Origin of the sequence: Pseudoalteromonas holothuriae (assembly GCF_945859825.1) — a bacterium.
Taxonomy (GTDB): domain Bacteria; phylum Pseudomonadota; class Gammaproteobacteria; order Enterobacterales; family Alteromonadaceae; genus Pseudoalteromonas; species Pseudoalteromonas holothuriae.
The window spans coordinates 122669-142421 of the sequence record NZ_CAMAPC010000002.1 but is presented as its reverse complement, the minus strand read 5'-3'; the positions used below and the strand labels follow the sequence as shown (position 1 = coordinate 142421).

Here is a 19753-nt window from a genome sequence, read left to right as displayed (position 1 = left end):
TTACTGAATATTACCTAGGCGTCCAAAACGAACACCAGTTGGAACCCAGCCTGGAAGTAGGCTATCTGGGCCATTTTCAAAATCAAAACTCATCCAAATAAAGACAGCTTTACCTACCAAGTTTTCCTTAGGAACAAATCCCCACATACGACTGTCTTGGCTATTATTTCGGTTATCACCCATAGCAAAATAGCTATCTTTTGGTACTATCCACTCATCTTTTCTAGTACCCGGTTGCTGTGGACGATAACGCTCCACAGGCTCAACAGCCTGAGGGTTAATCAGTATATCATGTGACACATCTGGCAAGCTTTCTGTCAAACGTACCAATGGCATTGAACCTTGCTTGTATTCGTCGTTATTGACGATATCAAGCTTTATTTTATTATACTCACCACAAACTAAAGTACCTTGCTGTTGCTCACCTTCAGCGCAGTTTGGCTTAATATATAGTTGACGATTGCGGTAAACGATACGATCTCCTGGTAAACCGATAATGCGCTTTATAAAATCGATACGCTCATCAAGTGGAAACTTAAATACCGTCACATCACCGCGCTGAGGCTCCCCAACATCGACCAATTGAGAGCGCCAAACAGGGTCTTTAATGCCATATGCATACTTTTGAACCAAGATAAAATCACCATCTAGTAATGTAGGCATCATTGAGCCTGATGGAATTTGAAACGGTTCAAAAATAAATGAGCGAAAAATAGTGATCGCTGCAATCATTGGAAAAATAGACTTTGCGCCTTCAATAATGGCAGGTTCAGGTGCAATTTGTGCAATAACGTCTTCATCCAATGGCAGCTCTGAAGAGCCTTGTGCCAATGCAATACGCTCGTTGCGCTTGGGTGCATAAACCAAGTGGTCTAATAGCCAGATTAAGCCTGAGCCTATGGTTAATACCACCAAAAATATAGAAAAATAGCCTGCCATTCAAAAATTCCTGTTATTTACCCACTTTTAATATGGCAAGAAACGCATCTTGGGGAACTTCTACATTACCCAATTGTTTCATACGTTTTTTGCCTTCTTTTTGTTTCTGAAGTAGTTTCTTCTTACGACTTACATCACCACCATAACACTTTGCAATAACGTTTTTGCGTAACTGCTTAATCGTTGTTCGGGCAATAACATGACCACCAATTGCAGCCTGAATCGCAATGTCAAACATTTGACGAGGGATAAGCTCTTTTAATGCATCGGCCAACTGACGCCCGCGACTTTGTGCACCTTCACGGTGAGCGATAATTGCTAACGCATCAACTCTATCACCATTAATTAAAATATCGACGCGCACCATATCTGACGCTTGAAAATACTTAAAATTATAATCCAAAGATGCAAAACCACGGCTGGTTGACTTCAACTTATCGAAAAAGTCCATCACCACTTCCGCCATAGGAATTTCATACGTCACAGCAACTTGCTTACCATGATAAGCCATTTTTGTTTGCATACCACGCTTTTCAACACAGAGGGTAATAACATTACCTAAGTACTCTTGGGGCACTAAAATATTGGCTTCTACTACTGGCTCGCGAATTTCTATAATGTCGTTCACTGGCGGTAAATCAGATGGATTATCAATTTGAATTAAACCATCTTTAGTTTCAATTTCATAAATTACCGTAGGTGCCGTGGTGATCAAATCCATGTCATATTCACGTTCTAAACGCTCTTGAATGATCTCCATATGTAACATACCTAAAAACCCAACGCGGAAGCCAAAACCTAACGCGGTCGAATTTTCAGGTTCAAAAAACAACGAAGCATCATTTAGACTTAGCTTGTTCAGCGCGTCACGGAACGATTCATAATCATCTGATGAAATTGGGAACATACCAGCATAAACTTGCGGTTTGATTTTTTGGAAACCAGGTAAACGCTCAGGTGCTGCATTTTTAGTTTGTGTGATAGTGTCACCCACAGGTGCGCCATGGATATCTTTAATACCCGCAATCATAAAGCCTACTTCACCCGTTTTTAAAACACCGGTATTCGTTTGTTTCGGTGTAAAAATACCCACTCTATCGGCAATATGGGTTTGATCGGTTGACATGATTTTAATTTTATCCCCTTGGCGCATTTCACCATGCTTGATGCGTACCAGTGATACAACACCTTGATATGGGTCAAACCAAGAGTCAATAATAAGCGCTTGTAACGGTGCTTCAGGGTCGCCCTCTGGTGGTGGTATATCTCGTACGATGTTCTCAAGTACATCGTCAATACCAATACCTGTTTTTGCACTACACTGTACAGCGTCAAGAGCATCAATGCCTACAATGTCTTCAATTTCTTCCGCTACACGCAATGGATCAGCTTGTGGCAAGTCAATTTTATTCAAAATTGGAATAACTTCTAAATCCATTTCAATTGCGGTGTAACAGTTAGCTAAGGTTTGTGCTTCAACGCCTTGACCTGCGTCAACAACTAGCAGTGCGCCTTCACAAGCCGCTAAAGAGCGAGATACTTCATAGGTAAAATCAACATGCCCCGGCGTGTCGATGAAGTTCAGCATATAAGTTTCACCATCTTTGGCGGTGTAGTTCAAAGTTACACTTTGTGCCTTAATGGTGATACCACGCTCGCGTTCGATGTCCATCGAATCCAGAACCTGCTGCTGCATTTCTCGGGCTGTAAGGCCACCGCATACTTGAATTAGGCGGTCAGAAAGTGTTGATTTGCCATGGTCAATGTGGGCGATGATAGAAAAGTTACGGATATGCTTCATATACTGGATTCTAAACTTCTATTAGTCACTAAATGGATTAAAGTGCAGATTTTACCTTTTATTTAACTCAATCACCATCTATTTGCGTCACCGCCATGCTAATTGGGTAAATTTTTACCACTTTCACATCATGTTTTAGGGAATAAACACATTTTCTAGCAACGAAAATACCTAAGCAACCCCCTATTAGCGCAGCAAATATCTGCCAAGGCTCTCCAAGATTTAATATCAAAGCGCTCATAAATACAAAAATAAACGCAAAAATAAGCGGAAACATATACACGTAGAAGGCATGATTAACAATTTTAGAGTCATCTAAACTCAGTTTCACTTTTTGCCCAACTTGGAGTGACTCTTCTATCGTAATAGGAAAGGTTTTCTTGTGAGTTCCAAATAGCTTACTAAAAACTTGCGAGCCACATTTACCATTACAGCCCTCACAGGCTACTTTTTGTTGCGCCTGTAAATGAGCTGTAGTGCCAGAGACTGACACCACAGTGAGTGTTTGTTCAATCATAGCGGGCGTTTAACCGACTCAGCGATATTTTTAGCTGTAACTGCGGGGATATTGCCCACCACAGAGACATCATAGGCGCCAGAATTATGTACATATACGGTGGTTGCCCCAGAAGATAATGCTCCGCTTGGGCGCTGCCCAGGCAATGGTCGCTGTACAAATACTGAGATGTCTACTAATCCATCTGAAAATAAATAATAGTCAGCCAATTCGTTATTTAAATCTAACTTATGGCGATCTGACTTTAACAGCTTAAAACCTTCAGGTAGCCATCCTATCTGCCAGTTACTTTGCACTGTTTCATCTTTGTTTAGCTTCAGTGCTGGTAGAGGTGCTGGAAACTCACGCTGCGCGAGCTCTAAAATCTGTTCAGCAGGTTCTGGGGTCACACTAATATGTGTTAATTGTAACTGCTCCAGCAGTTCACCTTGCTGATTGACATATGCCGCTTTTAGTAACAGTGACGATTGTGTATCTATCCAAAGCCAATAGTTGTACTTCGTATCATCTTTTGCTTCCACTCGAACTAATTGAGCTGGACGCCCAGCTATTCGACCTTTTCCACCCAACACAAAATCATAGTGATCAAGTAATGCTTCTACACCTTTAAATAAAACTTCTGGAATTGGGCCTGCAATAGAATCTGTTTTTACTGAATATGGTGCAGACTGTGGTTCATAATAGGTAACTAAGTCATCGACTCGAACAATTTCTAGGCCAGCTCCATTAAGTAAACTTAGTAACTCTAACTCTTTACCTTGATATTTGGCATGAACCCAGCGATAGGGTTCCATACCTTTGCCTTTTAGGACCACAAAGGAGGCATCAAAATTTCTAGTATGGACCGCCGTGGCCATATTTTTTAACAATTGCTTTGCAGAAACAACGTCATTGGCATGCACAGTGGTTGCCAAAAATAAACCTAAAATACAGGCAAGTAATCTCATTTAACTACTTCTTTTCCTCAGATTGTTGATTTGCAGCTTTTTGTTTTTGCTGCAATGCATAAGCCACACGAGACTGACGTTGATGCTCTAATACTAAAGCACCTATGCGTTGTTGTTGTAAATCACGCAGACCTTGCTCAGCGTTTTGTAATGCAGGTTGCTCCGATGAAAAACTAACGGGTGCAACGCCCCCCGCTAACGGACGTGATTGCAATACCGGCATTTCATCAATCGCAGGACCATTTTGCTGGGGCATAGTATTAACACCAAGTACCGCAACCAACGCCACACTTGCTGCTATTGCAACCTGAGATAAAGGCTTACGCCAAGCGCTAAGTTTAACCACCTTTGTGCCATTATCATGTTGCTCATCAAGCGTTGCCGCTTCATTGGCCATACTATGACAAGGCTCATTTTCTAATGCACTTGCAACACTTGCCGTGATATCAATACTAATACCACCTGATTGTGCTTCACGCATTACATCACCAATTTGCGCATAGCGCGCAAACTTTTCTGTGTCCACTTGACCTTCAGAAGAATGCTCTAGCTGCAAATCGCCATCAAGCAAACGTGATGCTGCCTCTTGCGGTGATGTTGTAAGGTTCTCTTTTGTCATGTTATGACTCACCTATTAGTGGGTTTAAATTATTATCTATTGCTTCTCGTGCCCTAAATATACGAGAACGAACGGTACCAACTGGACAATCCATTACGACCGCTATTTCGTCGTAGCTCATACCTTCAATCTCTCTTAAGGTAATTGCCGTTTTTAAGTCATCAGGTAAACCATCAATGGTGGCAAATATTACAGAGCGCACCTCATCACTTAGCAATAAATTTTCGGGAGATGCATTAGAGCGCAATTGCTCAGCGCCATCGTAAAATTCAGCTTCTTCTGCATCTACATCATTGGCTGGGGGTTTTCTCCCTTGAGCCACCAAATAATTTTTTGAGCAGTTGACCGCTATGCGGTATAACCAAGTGTAAAATGCACTCTCGCCTCTAAAATTTGGCAATGCACGATACGCCTTGATAAAAGCCTCTTGGGCTACATCTGCTACGTCACCATGATTTGACACATAACGTGAAATCAGCCCGGCGACCTTATTTTGATACTTGGCAACTAAAAGGTTGAAGGCGTTTTTATCTCCTTGCTGTACCCGCTTAACCAGTTCTAAATCCAAATCCTGCTCGCTCATTCGAGCCGGTACTCCTCTTTGTTATAGTTATAACTTAATGTTTCGTTGCCATTATTTACAGCTACTCAGACTAGGCTATGAGTAAAAAGTTCTGTTTTTTTATACTTTTTTTAAAATAATAATCAAAAGCATGGCTTAAACGTACATATCGATGCCAAATTTGCCTATACAAAGCACATATGGTTTACCTTAATTAGGTGTATAATAGCAAAAAATGCTGCATCTAGCTGTATGTAGCGTGTATAAAAAGCGAAGATCCAAACACATGAAGTCAAATAAAAACCATCACACCGATGTTGTCGTTATCGGAAGCGGCGCAGCCGGCTTAAGTCTGGCGTTGTCTTTAGCCAATCATTGCCACGTTACAGTAATCAGTAAAGGTGCCCTTAAAGAAGGTTCTACGCTATACGCACAAGGTGGCATTGCCGCGGTATTTGATAAAAAAAATGACAGCATTGAATCCCACGTTGAAGATACACTAGCAGCAGGTGCAGGCCTGTGTGATAGAGATGCGGTTCACTACACAGCAAGCAATGCCAAAAATTGCTTAAAATGGCTAATTGAGCAAGGCGTACCATTTGATATGGAGTTTGATAGTAAGGGTAAAGAAAGATTTCACCTTACTCGCGAAGGAGGGCACAGCCATAGGCGAATTTTACATGCTGCCGATGCAACAGGCCAAGCAGTGCAAACAACTCTTGTAAGCCAAGTTCAAGCCCACTGCAATATCACTTTGCTTGAACAACATAATGCAATTGACCTTATCTGTAATAAAAATAATAAACAAACACGTATTGATGGTGTTTATGTGTTCAATCGAGAGAAAGCACGTGTTGAGACTATTTCTGCTAAATTTGTTGCACTTGCCACAGGGGGGGCTAGTAAGGTTTACCTCTACACTTCTAACCCAGATGTATCAAGTGGTGATGGTATAGCAATGGCTTGGCGTGCTGGTTGTAAAGTTGCCAATATGGAATTTAATCAATTTCACCCTACCAGCTTATATCACCCAGAGTTACAGAATTTCTTAATCACTGAGGCCATGCGCGGTGAAGGGGCTTTGCTAAAGCGCCCTGACGGTTCTCGTTTTATGCCTGATTTTGACGAACGTGAAGAACTTGCCCCTCGTGATATCGTTGCTCGAGCCATAGACTATGAAATGAAACGCCTAGGCGCTAATTGTGTTTACCTTGATATATCTCATAAAGACAAAGACTTTATTATTGAGCACTTTCCGACTATTTATGCCAAGTGTCTCAGTGTTGGTTTAGACATTACCAAAGAAGCCATCCCTGTTGTACCAGCAGCACATTACACCTGTGGTGGTGTTGTCACCAACTTTAATGGTAAAACCGACATTGATAATTTATACGCCATTGGTGAAGTGGCTTATACAGGACTGCACGGTGCCAATCGCATGGCTAGCAACTCATTGCTTGAGTGTATTGTTTTTGCTCATGCTGCTGCCAAAGATATTTTAGCAAAAATAAAAACTAGTCCAACACCTCCTCAATTGACAGAGTGGGATGAAAGTCAAGTTAATGATTCAGATGAAGAAGTTGTGATCACCCATAACTGGCACGAGTTAAGGCTGTTTATGTGGGATTACGTTGGCATAGTACGTTCAACCAAGCGTTTAGAGCGAGCCTTGCGCCGTGTTGAGTTATTACAGCAAGAGATCAATGAGTACTATGCCCATTTTAGAGTCTCTAATAACCTGTTAGAGCTTAGAAACTTAGTACAAGTGGCCGAACTTATCATTCGCAGTGCGCTTGAACGAAAAGAGAGCCGTGGTTTGCATTACACTATTGATTACCCAGAACAAAACGAATCACCACAGCCTACTGTTTTGACCCCTTAGGGAAGCGCCCTAAACAACACCGGCACAAGCGAGACCAGTCTTGTGCCGACAACGCATCTCGAATAATAAATACTCGTCTTTTCGCACCTGCTTGTCCTGCTATACGTAAACACAATATATTTAAAAGAAGCTCTGCATCAGCCACTCTTCCTTGTATAAAGTGCGACCCTTGTAGCTCTATGTAGTTATCTGACTGGGTTATTAAAATAACACCATGCTGGGGAGTGTTGTGGCGGCATTGCCACAAGCATAACTTAAAACCAACAAACCCTAGAACAACCGAAAACAAGCCTAAGTAAACGCTAGGAAATAGCACAACACATATAAAAATCGTGCACGTGAATAGGACCACAAAAGGCTTGTGATCTAACACATTGTTTTGGAATGTGAACTTATACGCGTACTCGGTCAAGGATCAATTTTACCATCGTGTTAAGCTCAGCATCAGAGCACGTCTTATGGCCCATAAACCATGCAAACAAGTCTGGGTCCTCTTCAGCAAGTAAACGCTGAAAAACCAATTTATCTGACTCACTCAACGCATCATATGCATCATCGACAAATGGCCCTAGCAATACGTCTAGCTCCAACATACCACGTCGACATGCCCACTTTGTGCGAGACTTTGAATACAGCTCTGCCATTTACATACCCTTATCTATAATTATTGACGTATAGCGACTTGATTATATCTTAGTTTGATAAATGAAACACCTGAGTTCCCTTGAAAACCGACTGGTTAGCCTCCATCGCTATATTTCTTTTGGTATGGGCGTTTATGCGCATGCCGATATAAGTTAATATTACGCTCATTCTCATACTAAGGATTAATATTATGTCACTCGCATGTGCTGTTAATTTACCTTATAAACTAATTGCTGTTACAGGCTCCGAGCAATTGAGTTATTTACATGGCCAATTAACCCAAGATATGAACCTTATCACTGAGCAAAACTTTTTATGGGGTGGTCACTGTAGCCCAAAGGGTAAGCTCTGGGGCGCATTTCGTATTTTTAAACACCAGCAAAGTTATATGCTCTTGGGATCTGAAGCAGAAATCAATGCTTCATCAAAAGAGCTTAAAAAATATGGTGTATTCGCAAAAGTTGAAATAGACCTGGTCGAGGACGTTAAAATCATCGGTATACAAAGCACGCAATTGAATAATGTGTGTGATTCGCTAGGCTTAAGCTTTGAAAATGAACACACTGCGTGTGACTTTGGCAATAACAAAGCACTAAAGCTAGATAACACAAGGCTGCTCTTAATCATCAATGATGACTACACTTTGCCCGATAATATTGACCTTATTACTGATCCCAGTGCGTTTATTGAGGCCAGTATTTTAGCTGGAGAACCGCAACTCAATGAAAAGAATATTGAAGAATTTGTGCCACAAATGATTAATCTCCAAGCATTAGATGGTATCAGTTTTAAAAAGGGCTGTTATACCGGTCAAGAAACCGTCGCACGCATGCGTTACCTAGGTAAAAACAAACGTGCCATGTACATTGTGCAAGGAACAGCACCAAGCTCAATTGATGAGACGGATCTTGAACTACAACTTGGGGATAACTGGCGTCGTGCCGGCAAAGTTGTACATCAAGTTTATAACGAAGCCACCAGTACCTATAGTGCCTTAACCATATTGCCCAATGATACTGATAGCACAGCACACCTACGTGCAAAAAACTCACCTGAGGTAGCATTGACAATTTTACCTCTACCCTATTCTCTAGATGACCAATAAGCGGGATATATTATGAAAATCGCACCAAATAAAGTGGTAAGAATGCATTACAGCGTTTTAGATAATGACAACAACACTATCGATAATTCGTTTGATGGTGAGCCACTGGTGTTTATCGTCGGTACTGGATATTTGATTTCAGGCCTTGAAAATGCACTAATGGATAAGCAGGCGGGTGACAAACTCAGCGTAACAGTTGAGCCTAAAAATGGGTACGGAGAGCGCCACGACGACTTAATGCAAGCTGTGCCTACATCTATGTTTGATGGTATGGAAATTGAAGTAGGTATGCAATTTCGTGCTACAACTGATGATGGTGATCAAATGGTCATGATCCTTGATATTCAGGATGAAGAAGTGATTGTTGATGCCAACCACCCATTATCTGGTATTACCCTTAATTTTGATGTTGAAGTACTTGAAGTGCGTGATGCAACAGAAGAAGAAATTGCACATGGCCACGTTCATGGTGAAGGCGGCTGTGGACATGACCACTAAAAAATGACTTATCGCAAGCGCTTAATCAGCGCTTGCAATTTTCTCACTTAATGCATCAAGTAGTTGCGCTTTGTCATTAGTGCCTAAGCGGTATTTCATACCATCAGGTAAACTCACTTCAATTGCCGAAAACCCTGATGCAGAATAAACCCAGCCATCATTGGTAATACGCATACCAATGCCATGACGAAAAGAATTAGTCACGCCTTTTATCTCTTCTATATCGTCAAAGCTCAACGTCTTTTTGACCACACCAGGTCCAAACCACCAACTCAGGGTTCGTTTCTGTTTGTTAACTTCAATGGTAAGTCCATAAAATAAGCTTGCCAATATCGCAATAATAATGGCGAACACCAGTACCATCACGTTATAGCCTAACAGCCATGTAGCTAAAATTAAAAAACTCGCGATCCAAGCTAAAATCGCCATAATTGCCCACGAAAATTGAGTGTGACGGTACATATATTTCCTCATTAAAAGCTATAAACTAGTGTCGCGCCAAGCTCCGTATCTACTTTTAGCTTATCTTCTTCAGGTTGTGAATTATAACGGTAGACATAAGACATCTTCAACGACACCCCACCTAATACTTGGCTAACAAGTGCAGTTTCACTAATGAGCCGGTCATTGAGTCCAGATAAAGAAACTTCCATGCTCACATCCTGATTAAAGCGTGTGCGTTTAGAGATATTTCTTTCCCATTGCAACGCAATACGCATAAGCTGGCCTTGTTTTAGCCGTGGCTTTCCCTGTGCCAATTCAGTCTCTTTATCCGTTTTTGACAGATACAAACCCGGGCCAATATCAAAATCAACGGTATTTTTTGACCCTTCATAAAGTCGATTACCATAGCCAAGAGCCGCCGTCGTGGTGTAGTCTTTACCGCTAAATTTATCATTTAAATAATCACCATAAAGAAACAAAGACGCATTATCTTGCCCTACTTTATAGTTACCTTGGCCTGACACGAAGTAGCGAGATGCTGATACCTCATTTTGCCCCGTATCATTATCACTTTCTTCTCGGTATAAAGCATCAAGTTTAAAGTGATTTCTCCATTTCGCAAAATCTTGATAAACATTGCTTTTTAACTTAAATGCCGTACTTTCTTTATTACCGTTACTTGCCGTTAAGCCAAACTCAACATCACCATATAGTAAATCGCCTTGATGCTTTTGATGGATTTCTGCATCGGACAATTCCCCATATTTATAAAAATCTTCTAATGGGTCGCTAGCATAGCATTTTTTTGCTAACAGCATGCTTAATGCACAAGCGACTACTTTTAAATGCTGCACAATTTTACTACTACTTTAATGTTAGGCTTACTCTGTCTCACTTTGCTTCCACAATACATGACAAAAAGGAGCATCAAGATCACGGCTTATCAAAATATTGGCCAGTACTTCATCGCCATCCTCATACTCAATTCCGACCAGTACTTGTACAAAATGCTCTGACTCACTCTCCAACGCCAAACGGTCTTGCCAACTATCATCAGGCTCACTATCTTCAATAAAGCCATAGTCTTGATGGTGCAAATTAAACTGTTCTATATCTTTGGCTGATAAATTATCAGGTGCAAGTTGCTGAAAAATTTCATACGCTTGATGGGTTATTTCTTCAACACTACATAGACGGGCTGACATAGTTGATGCTCTCACAATTAATGCATTAATTGCTATGATAGCAAAATCATAAAATCAAAGGCTATGGCGTTTCGCTAAATAAGCTAATTTCTATGCTGAAATTATCAGCATTAGTCTATAAACTCTAAATAAAATAAAGTTATAACAACCAAAACAGGATTTTTAATGCTTTCTTTAGATTATCGTGACAATGTGGCATGGATCACACTTAACCGACCAGAAAAGCAAAATGCGCTTACACTTGAGATGTTCATTGCCATTGATAAAACCGTTAAACAACTGAAAAAAAAGCGCCACCTAAGAGCTGTGATCATTCAAGGGGCTGGTGGTAATTTTTGCTCGGGTTTAGACGTAAAGTCCGTTATGAAAAAACCATCAACTATTTTTAAACTGCTGTTTAAATGGCTGCCAGGCAACGCAAACTTAGCACAACGTGCTTGTCTTGCTTGGCATAGTTTGCCCGTGCCGGTTATCGCTCTTATTGACGGTAACTGCTTTGGTGGCGGTTTGCATATTGCGTTGGGCGCAGATTTTCGCATTGCAACCCACAAAGCACAGTTAGCCATTATGGAATCTAAATGGGGGTTATGTCCTGATATGGGCTCAGGTGCGATACTACCACATCTGCTTAGCTATGATAAGGCACTCAGGTTGGCAACCTTAGGCACCAGCATAAACAGCAGTAATGCTTTAGAATTAGGATTATTAACAGAAGTAAGTGACAACTTACAAGCAAGCTGCGAACAACTCTTAGCTCAACTACTAATACGCTCTCCTGATACCCTCTCAGCAATCAAACGAGTCAACCAAACTGCCTACCGACAAAACCTTAGAGCAACCTTAGCAAAAGAAACATTTGCGCAACTTAGACTGCTGATGAATAAAAATACCAAAGTTGCCATGTACAACGCAACTCATGACGAACTCAAATCATATAGCGACAGAAAAAAGTGGTAAATTAATCCTAGGCAACAAAGAATACCTATTTCAAAGCTGCTTTTATTATTATTGGATACAAGTTAGGCAACAAAGACGGAGAAGCCTATTGGTTGCTATATTAAAGTTTTTTGTGGCGCTTAGTCTATTATTAGCGTGTTTATACAGCGCTAAATTGATGACATTATGGTGGCAAGTTCCACTTCCTGCACCGCTTGTCGCAATGATATTTATGTTAATATTGCTTAGTAGTAAAATGATACAGCCAAACTGGCTAACACCTGCATGCGAGCCAATTTTAAAATACATGGCCCTGTTTTTTATCCCAGCAGGGGTCGGAATAGTGCAACACACACCACTGCTTATTTTGCAATGGCCGTTATTGCTGAGCATTTTAATTGTAGTGCCTACAATTGGTATCTGTTTAGTCGCTATCGTTGCCCAAAAAGGGCTCAAAGATGATTAATTCACTATTGGTTGTTATTTTAATCTGCTGTTTATTTTTTGCCTTTCGAGGTCTATCGCGCATCAAATTGTCACCATTGTTAAACCCTTTACTATTATGTATTGCGCTTATAAGTACTTTACTACTGGTGCTCGATGTTGACTATCAAACATTTTTTATAGCCGCAAAACCACTGCACTTTTTTTTAGAAATTGCGGTTGTCGCACTCGCCTACCCTTTATATTTGCAATTTCATGATATTAAGTTTTACTTTTTACACATACTCGTATGTAGCTTTATTGGTGTTACCAGTGCAACTTTGCTTGCATTTACACTCTGTGAGGTATTCTCAGTACACGAACAATTAAGCGCCTCACTGGCTGCTTTATCTGTCACTACCCCAATTACAATTTTAATCAGTGCTGAGTTGGGTGGAATAAATGCCATTGCAGCTGTTATGGTAATCTTAGTAGGGATGTTTGGTGGTATATTTGGCATATCACTGCTCAGACTATTAAATATAACGCACCCAAAAGTAATGGGGATTGCACTCGGTGTTTCTTGCCATGCAATTGGCACAGCAAGTGCGATAGAATACCACCCAACAGCAGGTGCATATGCATCCGCAGCCATGACCATAAGTGCAGTGACCACCGCTGTTTGGGTCCCGCCATTTTACACTTGGCTATCCGTATTATAAACAAGGACAATATTTTGATTGAGCAAGAAATTGAACAGTTTGAACACTACTTTAATCTGCTCAGAGACTACCTAGTTACCTATAGTATGCAAGTTGTAGGTGCGTTACTTATTTTACTAATTGGTCTTTGGGTTTCAAATCGACTCTCTAAAATGGTTGAAGCACTTCTGTTGCGCCATAAGGTCGATGTCACCTTGACTAACTTTATCAGCAACCTTGTAAAAGTGTTACTGATTGTGATGTTTGTGATCATCGCATTAGGTAAAGTCGGCATAAGTGTAACACCATTTGTTGCAGCAATTGGTGCGGCATCATTGGGAGCCGGTTTAGCATTGCAAGGCATGTTATCTAACTATGGTTCAGGCTTAGCTATTATTGCAACTCGCCCTTTTATCGTAGGGGATACCATTCAAATCAAAGGCGTAAGCGGGCAAGTTAAAATCATTGAGCTTGGCCACACCATTTTGGTTAATGAAGAAAAAGTAGAAATAACCATTCCTAATAAACATATAATTGGAGAAATTCTACATAATTCTTTTGAATATTCGTTAGTTAAAGGTGAAATTGGTATTGCATATCACAGCAACAGCAACAGCGCAATTGACGAAATAACAAACGTTATTATAGCCAATGAAAGAGTCGCCAAAAGCCCCCAGCCACAAGTCGGTATAGAACAGTTTGCAGACAGTGCCGTTATTATAAGCTATCGTTACTGGGTACCAACAACACAAATCATTGAAACTAAGCTTGCAATTAACAAGCAAGTATACAACGCAATAAAAGCAGCCAATATCGATATTCCATTCCCGCAACGTGTGGTTACTATTAACAAAGAACATTAACCAAAAGAAAAGGCACCTTACGGTGCCTAATAGGTTGGGAATTTATCTAGATTCAGTCAATTAACACATGTCTTTGCCAATACGCCAGCACTGCACCACTATTTGACATCATGTAGCAAAACAGTTGAATCATCAAAATAAAACGTTACTTCACTATCAGCCATAAGTTTAATGGCTAAAAATAATTACACTAATTTAACTATAATGCTAATTTCATTTTATGCAAAATTAATCATGATTCCATAGATCACCTTCAAAACATATAGTTACATTAAAAATATAATAAACCCTTTATAATCAGGTTAATAAATAAAAAAACAGTTACAATACATTCAACTACGTTTGACTTAGCATGACTAAAAAATAGAAGTTTTTATTTTAATTATGCCGTTATTCAACATAATTTACTTTTGATGAGGGTGTGCGGATATGTATATCTCGTTGTGGGAATGGGATCTCAATATCATACTTACGAAACGCATCATCAATTGCCCATAAATAGTCTGATACCAGTGCTGTTGGACGCTTTACTTGCTCGGGTTGCACCCAAACACCTAACGTAAAGTTTAAGCTGCTATCACCAAACCCTGTCATCCATACTGTTGGTTCTCGACCAAAGCTACTCAACGTATAAGGTACTTTATCCGCTGCTTCTAACACAGCAAGCTTAACCTGCTCTTTATCACTGCCATAAGCCACAGAAAAGGGAATACGAAAACGCCTGACCTTCTCAGCTAACGTCCAATTAGTTACCAACCCTGAAACAAGCTCTGCATTGGGGATCAATATATCAACATTGTCATTCGTTCTAATCAACGTTGCTCGCATGTATATGGCCATAACCTGTCCGACTACACCATTTGACAGCTCAACAAAATCACCAACTTTCACTGTTTTTTCAAGTAATAGCACCAAACCAGATACAAAATTATTGACCAACCCTTGCAGACCAAGTCCAATACCAACACCTAGCGCACTAGCAACTAAAGCCAGTTCCGTCATCTCCATGCCTAATGATGTGAGCGCAACAATGAAACCAATAAACAAAACAACATAGTGTATTAAACGCCCTATAACATAAGCTGAGGTATTCTCTATCACACCTTGACGCTTTGCCACACGGCCAAATGCAGCTCTCAAAATACGTGAAATAATAAATGTTATGAGCAAAACAATAAAAAATGACAACACTTCACCCACCAGCAAAGTAAATTCTCCCATTTTAAAAAGTTCTCTATTTAGCCAACTCATATCCATTTATTTTTCCTCATAAAAAACGCCACACTGACTCAGTGTGGCGCTTTCATTAAAATCTGCAACTAATTTAATTAGACCAATGCTAAGCCTTGCGCCAAGTCGTTTTACCGGCGCTGTCTTCAAGTATCACACCCATCTCATTGAGCGCATCACGCGCTTCATCGGCCGCAGCCCAATCTTTACTCGCGCGCGCGTCATTGCGTTTAACAATTAATGCTTCAATTTTAGCCACTTCATCATTATCTTGCTCACCTTGCAAAAAACGCTCAGGCTCTTGCTGCGCAATACCCAGTACGCCAGCAAGCTGAACTAAAACAAACGCCAATTCACCTGCTGTTTTAGTATCTTTGTCTTTAAACAAGTTTACTTCTTTGGCAAGTTCAAATATTATCGGTAACGCTTCTGGCGTGTTAAAGTCATCATTCATTGCCACTTCAAAGCGTTTCACGTACTCATTACCCTCAAGTGATACGGCAACAGGTGCTACACCACGCAATGCAGTATAAATTCTTTCAAGTGACGAACGCGCTTGGTCTAAGTTATCTTGCGAATAATTTAATTGGCTGCGATAGTGACCATTAATCAAAAAGTAACGTACCGTTTCACTATCATATTGCTTCAGCACTTCACGTACAGTGAAAAAGTTACCCAGTGATTTAGACATTTTCTCTTTATTTACCTGAACCATACCAGTGTGGATCCAAGTATTCACATACTTACCATTGTTAGCACAGCATGATTGCGCAATCTCATTTTCATGGTGTGGGAACTGCAAATCAGAGCCACCACCATGAATATCAAAAAATTCACCTAAATGCTTTGAGCTCATAGCGCTACATTCTATATGCCAACCAGGACGCCCATCACCCCAAGGCGATTGCCAAGCAGGTTCACCTGCTTTGGCTTTTTTCCAAAGTACAAAATCGAGGGGATCGTCTTTATCTTGCGCCACTTCAACTCGCGCACCCGCTTGTAGCATATCTAAATCTTGCTGAGAAAGTTGGCCATATTGTTCAAACGTAGACACATCAAATAACACATCACCACTATCTGCTACATAAGCGTGGCCTTTTGTAATTAAAGTTTCGATCATTGCGATGATCTCATCCATGTGACCTGTCACTGTTGGCTCGATATCAGCCGACAGAATATTTAAAGCAGCAAAATCGTCATGCATAGCTTGAGTCATACGTACAGTTAAATCGTTGATCTCTTCTTTATTTTCAGCAGCACGTTTGATTATTTTATCATCAACATCGGTAATATTACGCACATAGGTCACGTCGTAACCTAAATAGCGCAAGTAGCGATTCATCACATCAAATGAAACATAAGTGCGCGCATGCCCCACATGGCAGAAGTCATAAATGGTGATACCACACACATACATGTCGACTTTACCTTCGACTAATGGTTTAAAAGGCGCTTTTTGGCGAGTAAGTGTGTTGTAAATCTGCAACATGTAGTGTTATTCCTAAACAAAAAAAGACATGAAACACAATGATAACACTTGCCCCGCTACTGCTCTATACCCAATTTATGGCTATCTTCTTTTATTTGGATGTTTTTTATTCAATAAGAATAAATCTCTCGGAGAATTGTCAGTGACTATATTTGTACTATAGAATACTCACTTTATATATTCTAAAGATTAGGAAGCCGAGATGGTTGTTCTACACACTAACTTTGGTGAAATCAGCATTAAATTATTTGCTGAAGATGCACCTAAAACAGTTGAAAATTTTTTAAACTACGCAAAGTCTGGTTTTTATGATGGCACTATTTTTCACCGTGTTATCGACGGCTTTATGGTTCAAGGTGGCGGTTTTGCACCTGGTATGGAACAAAAGTCAGTTCAATCTCCTATTGAAAATGAAGCCAACAACGGCTTGAGCAATAAAGTAGGTACTTTAGCAATGGCGCGCACGCCTGATCCACACTCAGCAACAGCGCAGTTTTTTATTAACGTAAATGACAATGATTTCTTGAACTTCAGCAGTGAAACGTCACAAGGCTGGGGTTACTGCGTATTCGCTGAAGTTGTTGAAGGCATGGACGTAGTGAATAAAATTAAAGCGGTTGCCACTGGCTCTTCAGGTTTTCACCAAGATGTGCCACTTGAAGACGTAACCCTTGAAAAAGTAACAATTACTGAATAAATAACCTGAACTCGGGTTAGGTAATAAACTTAAGCGGGCTGCTTGTCCGCTTTATTAAAAAAGAAGACCCATGCGCAAAACCTACTTCATTTCTGACTTACACCTAAGCGAAGAACACCCAAAAATTACACAAGCTTTCTTCAATTTTTTATCACAACACATCAATGCAGATGTGGATGCACTCTATATTTTGGGTGACTTTTTTGAAGTTTGGATAGGTGATGATGAACAAAGTCCGTTGGCGATTGAGGTAGCCAATAAATTAAACGCAGTGTCACAGGTAGGGGTTAAGGTATTTTTTATTCATGGTAATCGCGACTTCTTGCTTGGTACACGTTACGCCAAACAAGCTGGATTCGAGCTGCTCCCTGAACAACAAGTAATTGACCTATATGGGGCATCGACTGTCATTCTGCATGGCGATGAAATGTGTACACAAGACATAGCCTACCAAAAGTTTCGTAAAAAAAGCAGAGGCTGGTGGTGGCCTAGGCTTATTCTATCTTTACCACTGAGTGTTCGGCGCAATATTGCACGCAACGGCCGCGCCAAAAGTAAAGCCAAGCAAATGAACCAAACAACTGATATTTTGGACGTAACGCAAAGCGCAGTCATAGCAATGTTTGAACAAAATCAAGTTGAACATATGATCCACGGCCATACTCATCGCCCAGATGTACATCATTATAAACATAACAACAAAACACTAACTCGGACTGTGTTGGGTGATTGGTACAGTCAGGGTTCGTACTTAGTCGTGAATGAGCACGGCGAGCACACCCTAGTCAAAGATGCGCCTGCGTAGTAGAACAATAACTACCACACAGTAAAGTAAGTGGTCACTTAACAATAATTACGCGTGTTCTGGCGCACCGCTATGAAATTTAAAATCATCATCGGTAATTGATATTAACTCAGCTTCTTTATGCCCAAAAAATACCACTCGCTCTGTAATATCAAACACGCTAATTTTTCTTGTGCTAAAGCTAAGTAATTTTGGAAGTGCCTCGCTTCACAACACTTAGTGATATATAAAAATCACTAAGTGCTTGTCTACATATGGTGTGAGGTTTTTATTATTTTTGATTCTTTGACTTGGTTAATTTTTAATAAGCAAATTCACGTCAGTTACCTTCACGCTTATAAATAAATGTTTCAAACGGTTTTAGCAACTCAAGCATCGCCACTTTCTTGATCTACGGTATATTTGCGAATTAAAATCATCACCGTTTTAGTTCACTAAGTGCTTATAAGTGCAAGCTACTTAAATATCGCACCAAAACTGTACCTCCATTGAAGAGCAAAACTTAAACCAATTTTTCCATTTAAAGGGGAACGAAGAAACCTTTGCCATTCATTGTCATTTGGCAAACGAGCAAAGTCTTTATGATTATCAACAACCCAATCATTTGCAGCATTTACAATGGATGTAACCTTAATGTTAGAGTCTGCAATTGACAATATTTTTTGTAATTCACTTTTGTGTATTGGCTCTTTACTTTCAAACTGAGCTTGTTTCTCTTTTTTTATAAAGTCTTTTTCAAGCTTTGTTACTGCTGAGTTTATACTATTATCACCTTGGCTTAAGACTTTAAATAAGTTGACTAGAGCCTTTCCTCGCCAGCTTTTTTGATTAACGTAACAAAGGAATTGAAGCATTTTTTTACACTCTGCTTCATTCTTATCCATAAGAAGGTCTCTATTCAAACGGGCTATTTCACATAACCCCTTATCAGCTATTTCACTACCACCTAGATACATTGATTTTATTATTTGTACTCTTATTGGCGGCGAGTTCTTTTTTGCTGATTGGTAATCTGTGAGTAATATTAGCGCATCAAATTCATTTCCAAGAATTCGTTCATAAGCTGAAAAAAAAGGCTCGCTGGTGCAATAATTTTCACTGGGTGATTTAACTCCTAAATTTAAAAGTGGGATATCCACTCCTTTCGCTGGGTTTACCGATAGTTGGGGGATATTAAAGCTTTTAAGCGTATGTTTTTCTAATACGCCTAATAGAGTCATTTCAATTACACTACCTATCGTTTTTCCATCTAGATTTGGCATAGACTGCCCTAATTCTAAATTTTTATACCAGTGTGGTAATTGACCCCCTCGACCAACTCTTTTTAAAACATCCTTAATTTCGTTAACATTTTCGCCTCTAAGATAACTGTTTAACTGATGGACAACTGTTGGCAGGTTGTTTTTAATTTCATCCCTAAGCTCTTGACTATTAATCATATTATT

Annotated in this window: 23 protein-coding genes and 1 pseudogene; 9 read left to right on the top strand and 15 right to left on the bottom strand. The window is 40.1% G+C overall.

Annotated elements, in window-relative coordinates:
• From lepB to rpoE, 6 genes are all read right to left on the bottom strand, one after another.
• Entirely contained in the window at positions 1–939 is a 939-nt protein-coding gene (gene lepB / locus OCI93_RS02940; protein ID WP_261625743.1) for a signal peptidase I, read from the bottom strand.
• Between the two features lie 13 nt (positions 940–952).
• The gene (gene lepA, locus OCI93_RS02935) at positions 953–2740 is read right to left on the bottom strand and encodes a translation elongation factor 4 (protein WP_261593300.1); all 1788 of its coding nucleotides are present in this window, start codon (positions 2738–2740) and stop codon (positions 953–955) included.
• Positions 2741–2807: 67 nt separating this feature from the next.
• The gene (locus OCI93_RS02930) at positions 2808–3257 is read right to left on the bottom strand and encodes a SoxR reducing system RseC family protein (RefSeq protein WP_261593298.1); all 450 of its coding nucleotides are present in this window, start codon (positions 3255–3257) and stop codon (positions 2808–2810) included.
• Positions 3254–4204 carry a MucB/RseB C-terminal domain-containing protein gene (locus OCI93_RS02925; RefSeq protein ID WP_261593297.1) on the bottom strand — a complete coding sequence of 317 codons (951 nt, stop codon included), beginning with the start codon at positions 4202–4204 and terminating at the stop codon, positions 3254–3256. The genes OCI93_RS02930 and OCI93_RS02925 overlap by 4 nt, the downstream gene beginning before the upstream one ends.
• A gap of 4 nt (positions 4205–4208) precedes the next feature.
• A complete protein-coding gene (locus OCI93_RS02920; RefSeq protein WP_261593296.1) occupies positions 4209–4823 on the bottom strand; it encodes a sigma-E factor negative regulatory protein in 615 nt (204 codons plus the stop codon).
• A gap of 1 nt (position 4824) precedes the next feature.
• On the bottom strand, positions 4825–5406 hold the full coding sequence (gene rpoE / locus OCI93_RS02915; RefSeq protein WP_261593295.1) for an RNA polymerase sigma factor RpoE: 582 nt from the start codon (positions 5404–5406) through the stop codon (positions 4825–4827).
• A 265-nt stretch (positions 5407–5671) separates the two neighbouring features.
• On the opposite strand from rpoE, the gene nadB reads away from it, so the two are divergent.
• The gene (nadB, locus tag OCI93_RS02910; protein WP_261593294.1) at positions 5672–7267 is read left to right on the top strand and encodes an L-aspartate oxidase; all 1596 of its coding nucleotides are present in this window, start codon (positions 5672–5674) and stop codon (positions 7265–7267) included.
• Here nadB and OCI93_RS02905 read toward each other — a convergent pair.
• Together OCI93_RS02905 and OCI93_RS02900 are read right to left on the bottom strand one after the other, a co-directional pair.
• A complete protein-coding gene (locus OCI93_RS02905) occupies positions 7248–7583 on the bottom strand; it encodes a hypothetical protein (RefSeq protein WP_261625742.1) in 336 nt (111 codons plus the stop codon). The genes nadB and OCI93_RS02905 overlap by 20 nt on opposite strands.
• Positions 7584–7659: 76 nt before the next feature.
• Positions 7660–7911, bottom strand: coding sequence for an FAD assembly factor SdhE (locus OCI93_RS02900; RefSeq protein ID WP_261593291.1), 252 nt, complete (start codon positions 7909–7911; stop codon positions 7660–7662).
• Between the two features lie 191 nt (positions 7912–8102).
• On the opposite strand from OCI93_RS02900, the gene ygfZ reads away from it, so the two are divergent.
• Both ygfZ and OCI93_RS02890 read left to right on the top strand, forming a co-directional pair.
• Positions 8103–9017: a CAF17-like 4Fe-4S cluster assembly/insertion protein YgfZ gene (ygfZ, locus tag OCI93_RS02895; RefSeq protein ID WP_261593290.1), complete on the top strand. Its 915-nt coding sequence runs from the start codon at positions 8103–8105 to the stop codon at positions 9015–9017.
• Between the two features lie 12 nt (positions 9018–9029).
• Positions 9030–9515 carry an FKBP-type peptidyl-prolyl cis-trans isomerase gene (locus OCI93_RS02890; RefSeq protein ID WP_261625741.1) on the top strand — a complete coding sequence of 162 codons (486 nt, stop codon included), beginning with the start codon at positions 9030–9032 and terminating at the stop codon, positions 9513–9515.
• 21 nt (positions 9516–9536) lie between these two features.
• Here the strand turns inward: OCI93_RS02890 and OCI93_RS02885 are convergent, their stop codons facing one another.
• From OCI93_RS02885 to OCI93_RS02875, 3 genes are all read right to left on the bottom strand, one after another.
• The gene (locus OCI93_RS02885; protein ID WP_261625740.1) at positions 9537–9977 is read right to left on the bottom strand and encodes a hypothetical protein; all 441 of its coding nucleotides are present in this window, start codon (positions 9975–9977) and stop codon (positions 9537–9539) included.
• A gap of 11 nt (positions 9978–9988) precedes the next feature.
• On the bottom strand, positions 9989–10777 hold the full coding sequence (locus tag OCI93_RS02880) for a DUF481 domain-containing protein (protein WP_261625861.1): 789 nt from the start codon (positions 10775–10777) through the stop codon (positions 9989–9991).
• A 63-nt stretch (positions 10778–10840) separates the two neighbouring features.
• A complete protein-coding gene (locus OCI93_RS02875; protein WP_261593285.1) occupies positions 10841–11164 on the bottom strand; it encodes a YciU family protein in 324 nt (107 codons plus the stop codon).
• Between the two features lie 165 nt (positions 11165–11329).
• Between OCI93_RS02875 and OCI93_RS02870 the strand changes: the two genes are divergently transcribed.
• The 4 genes from OCI93_RS02870 (at position 11330) to OCI93_RS02855 (ending at position 14087) form a co-directional block, all read left to right on the top strand.
• The gene (locus OCI93_RS02870; protein WP_261593284.1) at positions 11330–12121 is read left to right on the top strand and encodes a crotonase/enoyl-CoA hydratase family protein; all 792 of its coding nucleotides are present in this window, start codon (positions 11330–11332) and stop codon (positions 12119–12121) included.
• 88 nt (positions 12122–12209) lie between these two features.
• Entirely contained in the window at positions 12210–12566 is a 357-nt protein-coding gene (locus OCI93_RS02865) for a CidA/LrgA family protein (RefSeq protein ID WP_261625739.1), read from the top strand.
• On the top strand, positions 12559–13245 hold the full coding sequence (locus OCI93_RS02860; RefSeq protein WP_261625738.1) for an LrgB family protein: 687 nt from the start codon (positions 12559–12561) through the stop codon (positions 13243–13245). Before OCI93_RS02865 ends, OCI93_RS02860 begins: the two co-directional genes overlap by 8 nt.
• A gap of 14 nt (positions 13246–13259) precedes the next feature.
• Positions 13260–14087, top strand: coding sequence for a mechanosensitive ion channel family protein (locus OCI93_RS02855; RefSeq protein WP_261593281.1), 828 nt, complete (start codon positions 13260–13262; stop codon positions 14085–14087).
• A gap of 390 nt (positions 14088–14477) precedes the next feature.
• On the opposite strand, the gene OCI93_RS02850 is transcribed toward OCI93_RS02855, so the two are convergent.
• Both OCI93_RS02850 and cysS read right to left on the bottom strand, forming a co-directional pair.
• Positions 14478–15344 carry a mechanosensitive ion channel family protein gene (locus tag OCI93_RS02850; protein ID WP_261593280.1) on the bottom strand — a complete coding sequence of 289 codons (867 nt, stop codon included), beginning with the start codon at positions 15342–15344 and terminating at the stop codon, positions 14478–14480.
• A gap of 82 nt (positions 15345–15426) precedes the next feature.
• Positions 15427–16806 (bottom strand): cysteine--tRNA ligase, encoded by a 1380-nt coding sequence (gene cysS / locus OCI93_RS02845; protein ID WP_261593279.1) that lies wholly within the window; start codon positions 16804–16806, stop codon positions 15427–15429.
• A gap of 202 nt (positions 16807–17008) precedes the next feature.
• On the opposite strand from cysS, the gene ppiB reads away from it, so the two are divergent.
• Together ppiB and OCI93_RS02835 are read left to right on the top strand one after the other, a co-directional pair.
• Positions 17009–17503, top strand: a complete 495-nt coding sequence (gene ppiB, locus OCI93_RS02840; protein WP_261593278.1) for a peptidylprolyl isomerase B — start codon at positions 17009–17011, stop codon at positions 17501–17503.
• A 70-nt stretch (positions 17504–17573) separates the two neighbouring features.
• Positions 17574–18308 (top strand): UDP-2,3-diacylglucosamine diphosphatase, encoded by a 735-nt coding sequence (locus OCI93_RS02835; protein WP_261593277.1) that lies wholly within the window; start codon positions 17574–17576, stop codon positions 18306–18308.
• A 48-nt stretch (positions 18309–18356) separates the two neighbouring features.
• Here the strand turns inward: OCI93_RS02835 and miaE are convergent.
• Together miaE and OCI93_RS02825 are read right to left on the bottom strand one after the other, a co-directional pair.
• Positions 18357–18572: pseudogene (gene miaE / locus OCI93_RS21090) on the bottom strand (tRNA isopentenyl-2-thiomethyl-A-37 hydroxylase MiaE); the annotation flags it as partial.
• Positions 18573–18763: 191 nt separating this feature from the next.
• Positions 18764–19747 carry a hypothetical protein gene (locus OCI93_RS02825; protein ID WP_261593276.1) on the bottom strand — a complete coding sequence of 328 codons (984 nt, stop codon included), beginning with the start codon at positions 19745–19747 and terminating at the stop codon, positions 18764–18766.
• Between the last annotated feature and the right edge of the window lie 6 nt (positions 19748–19753).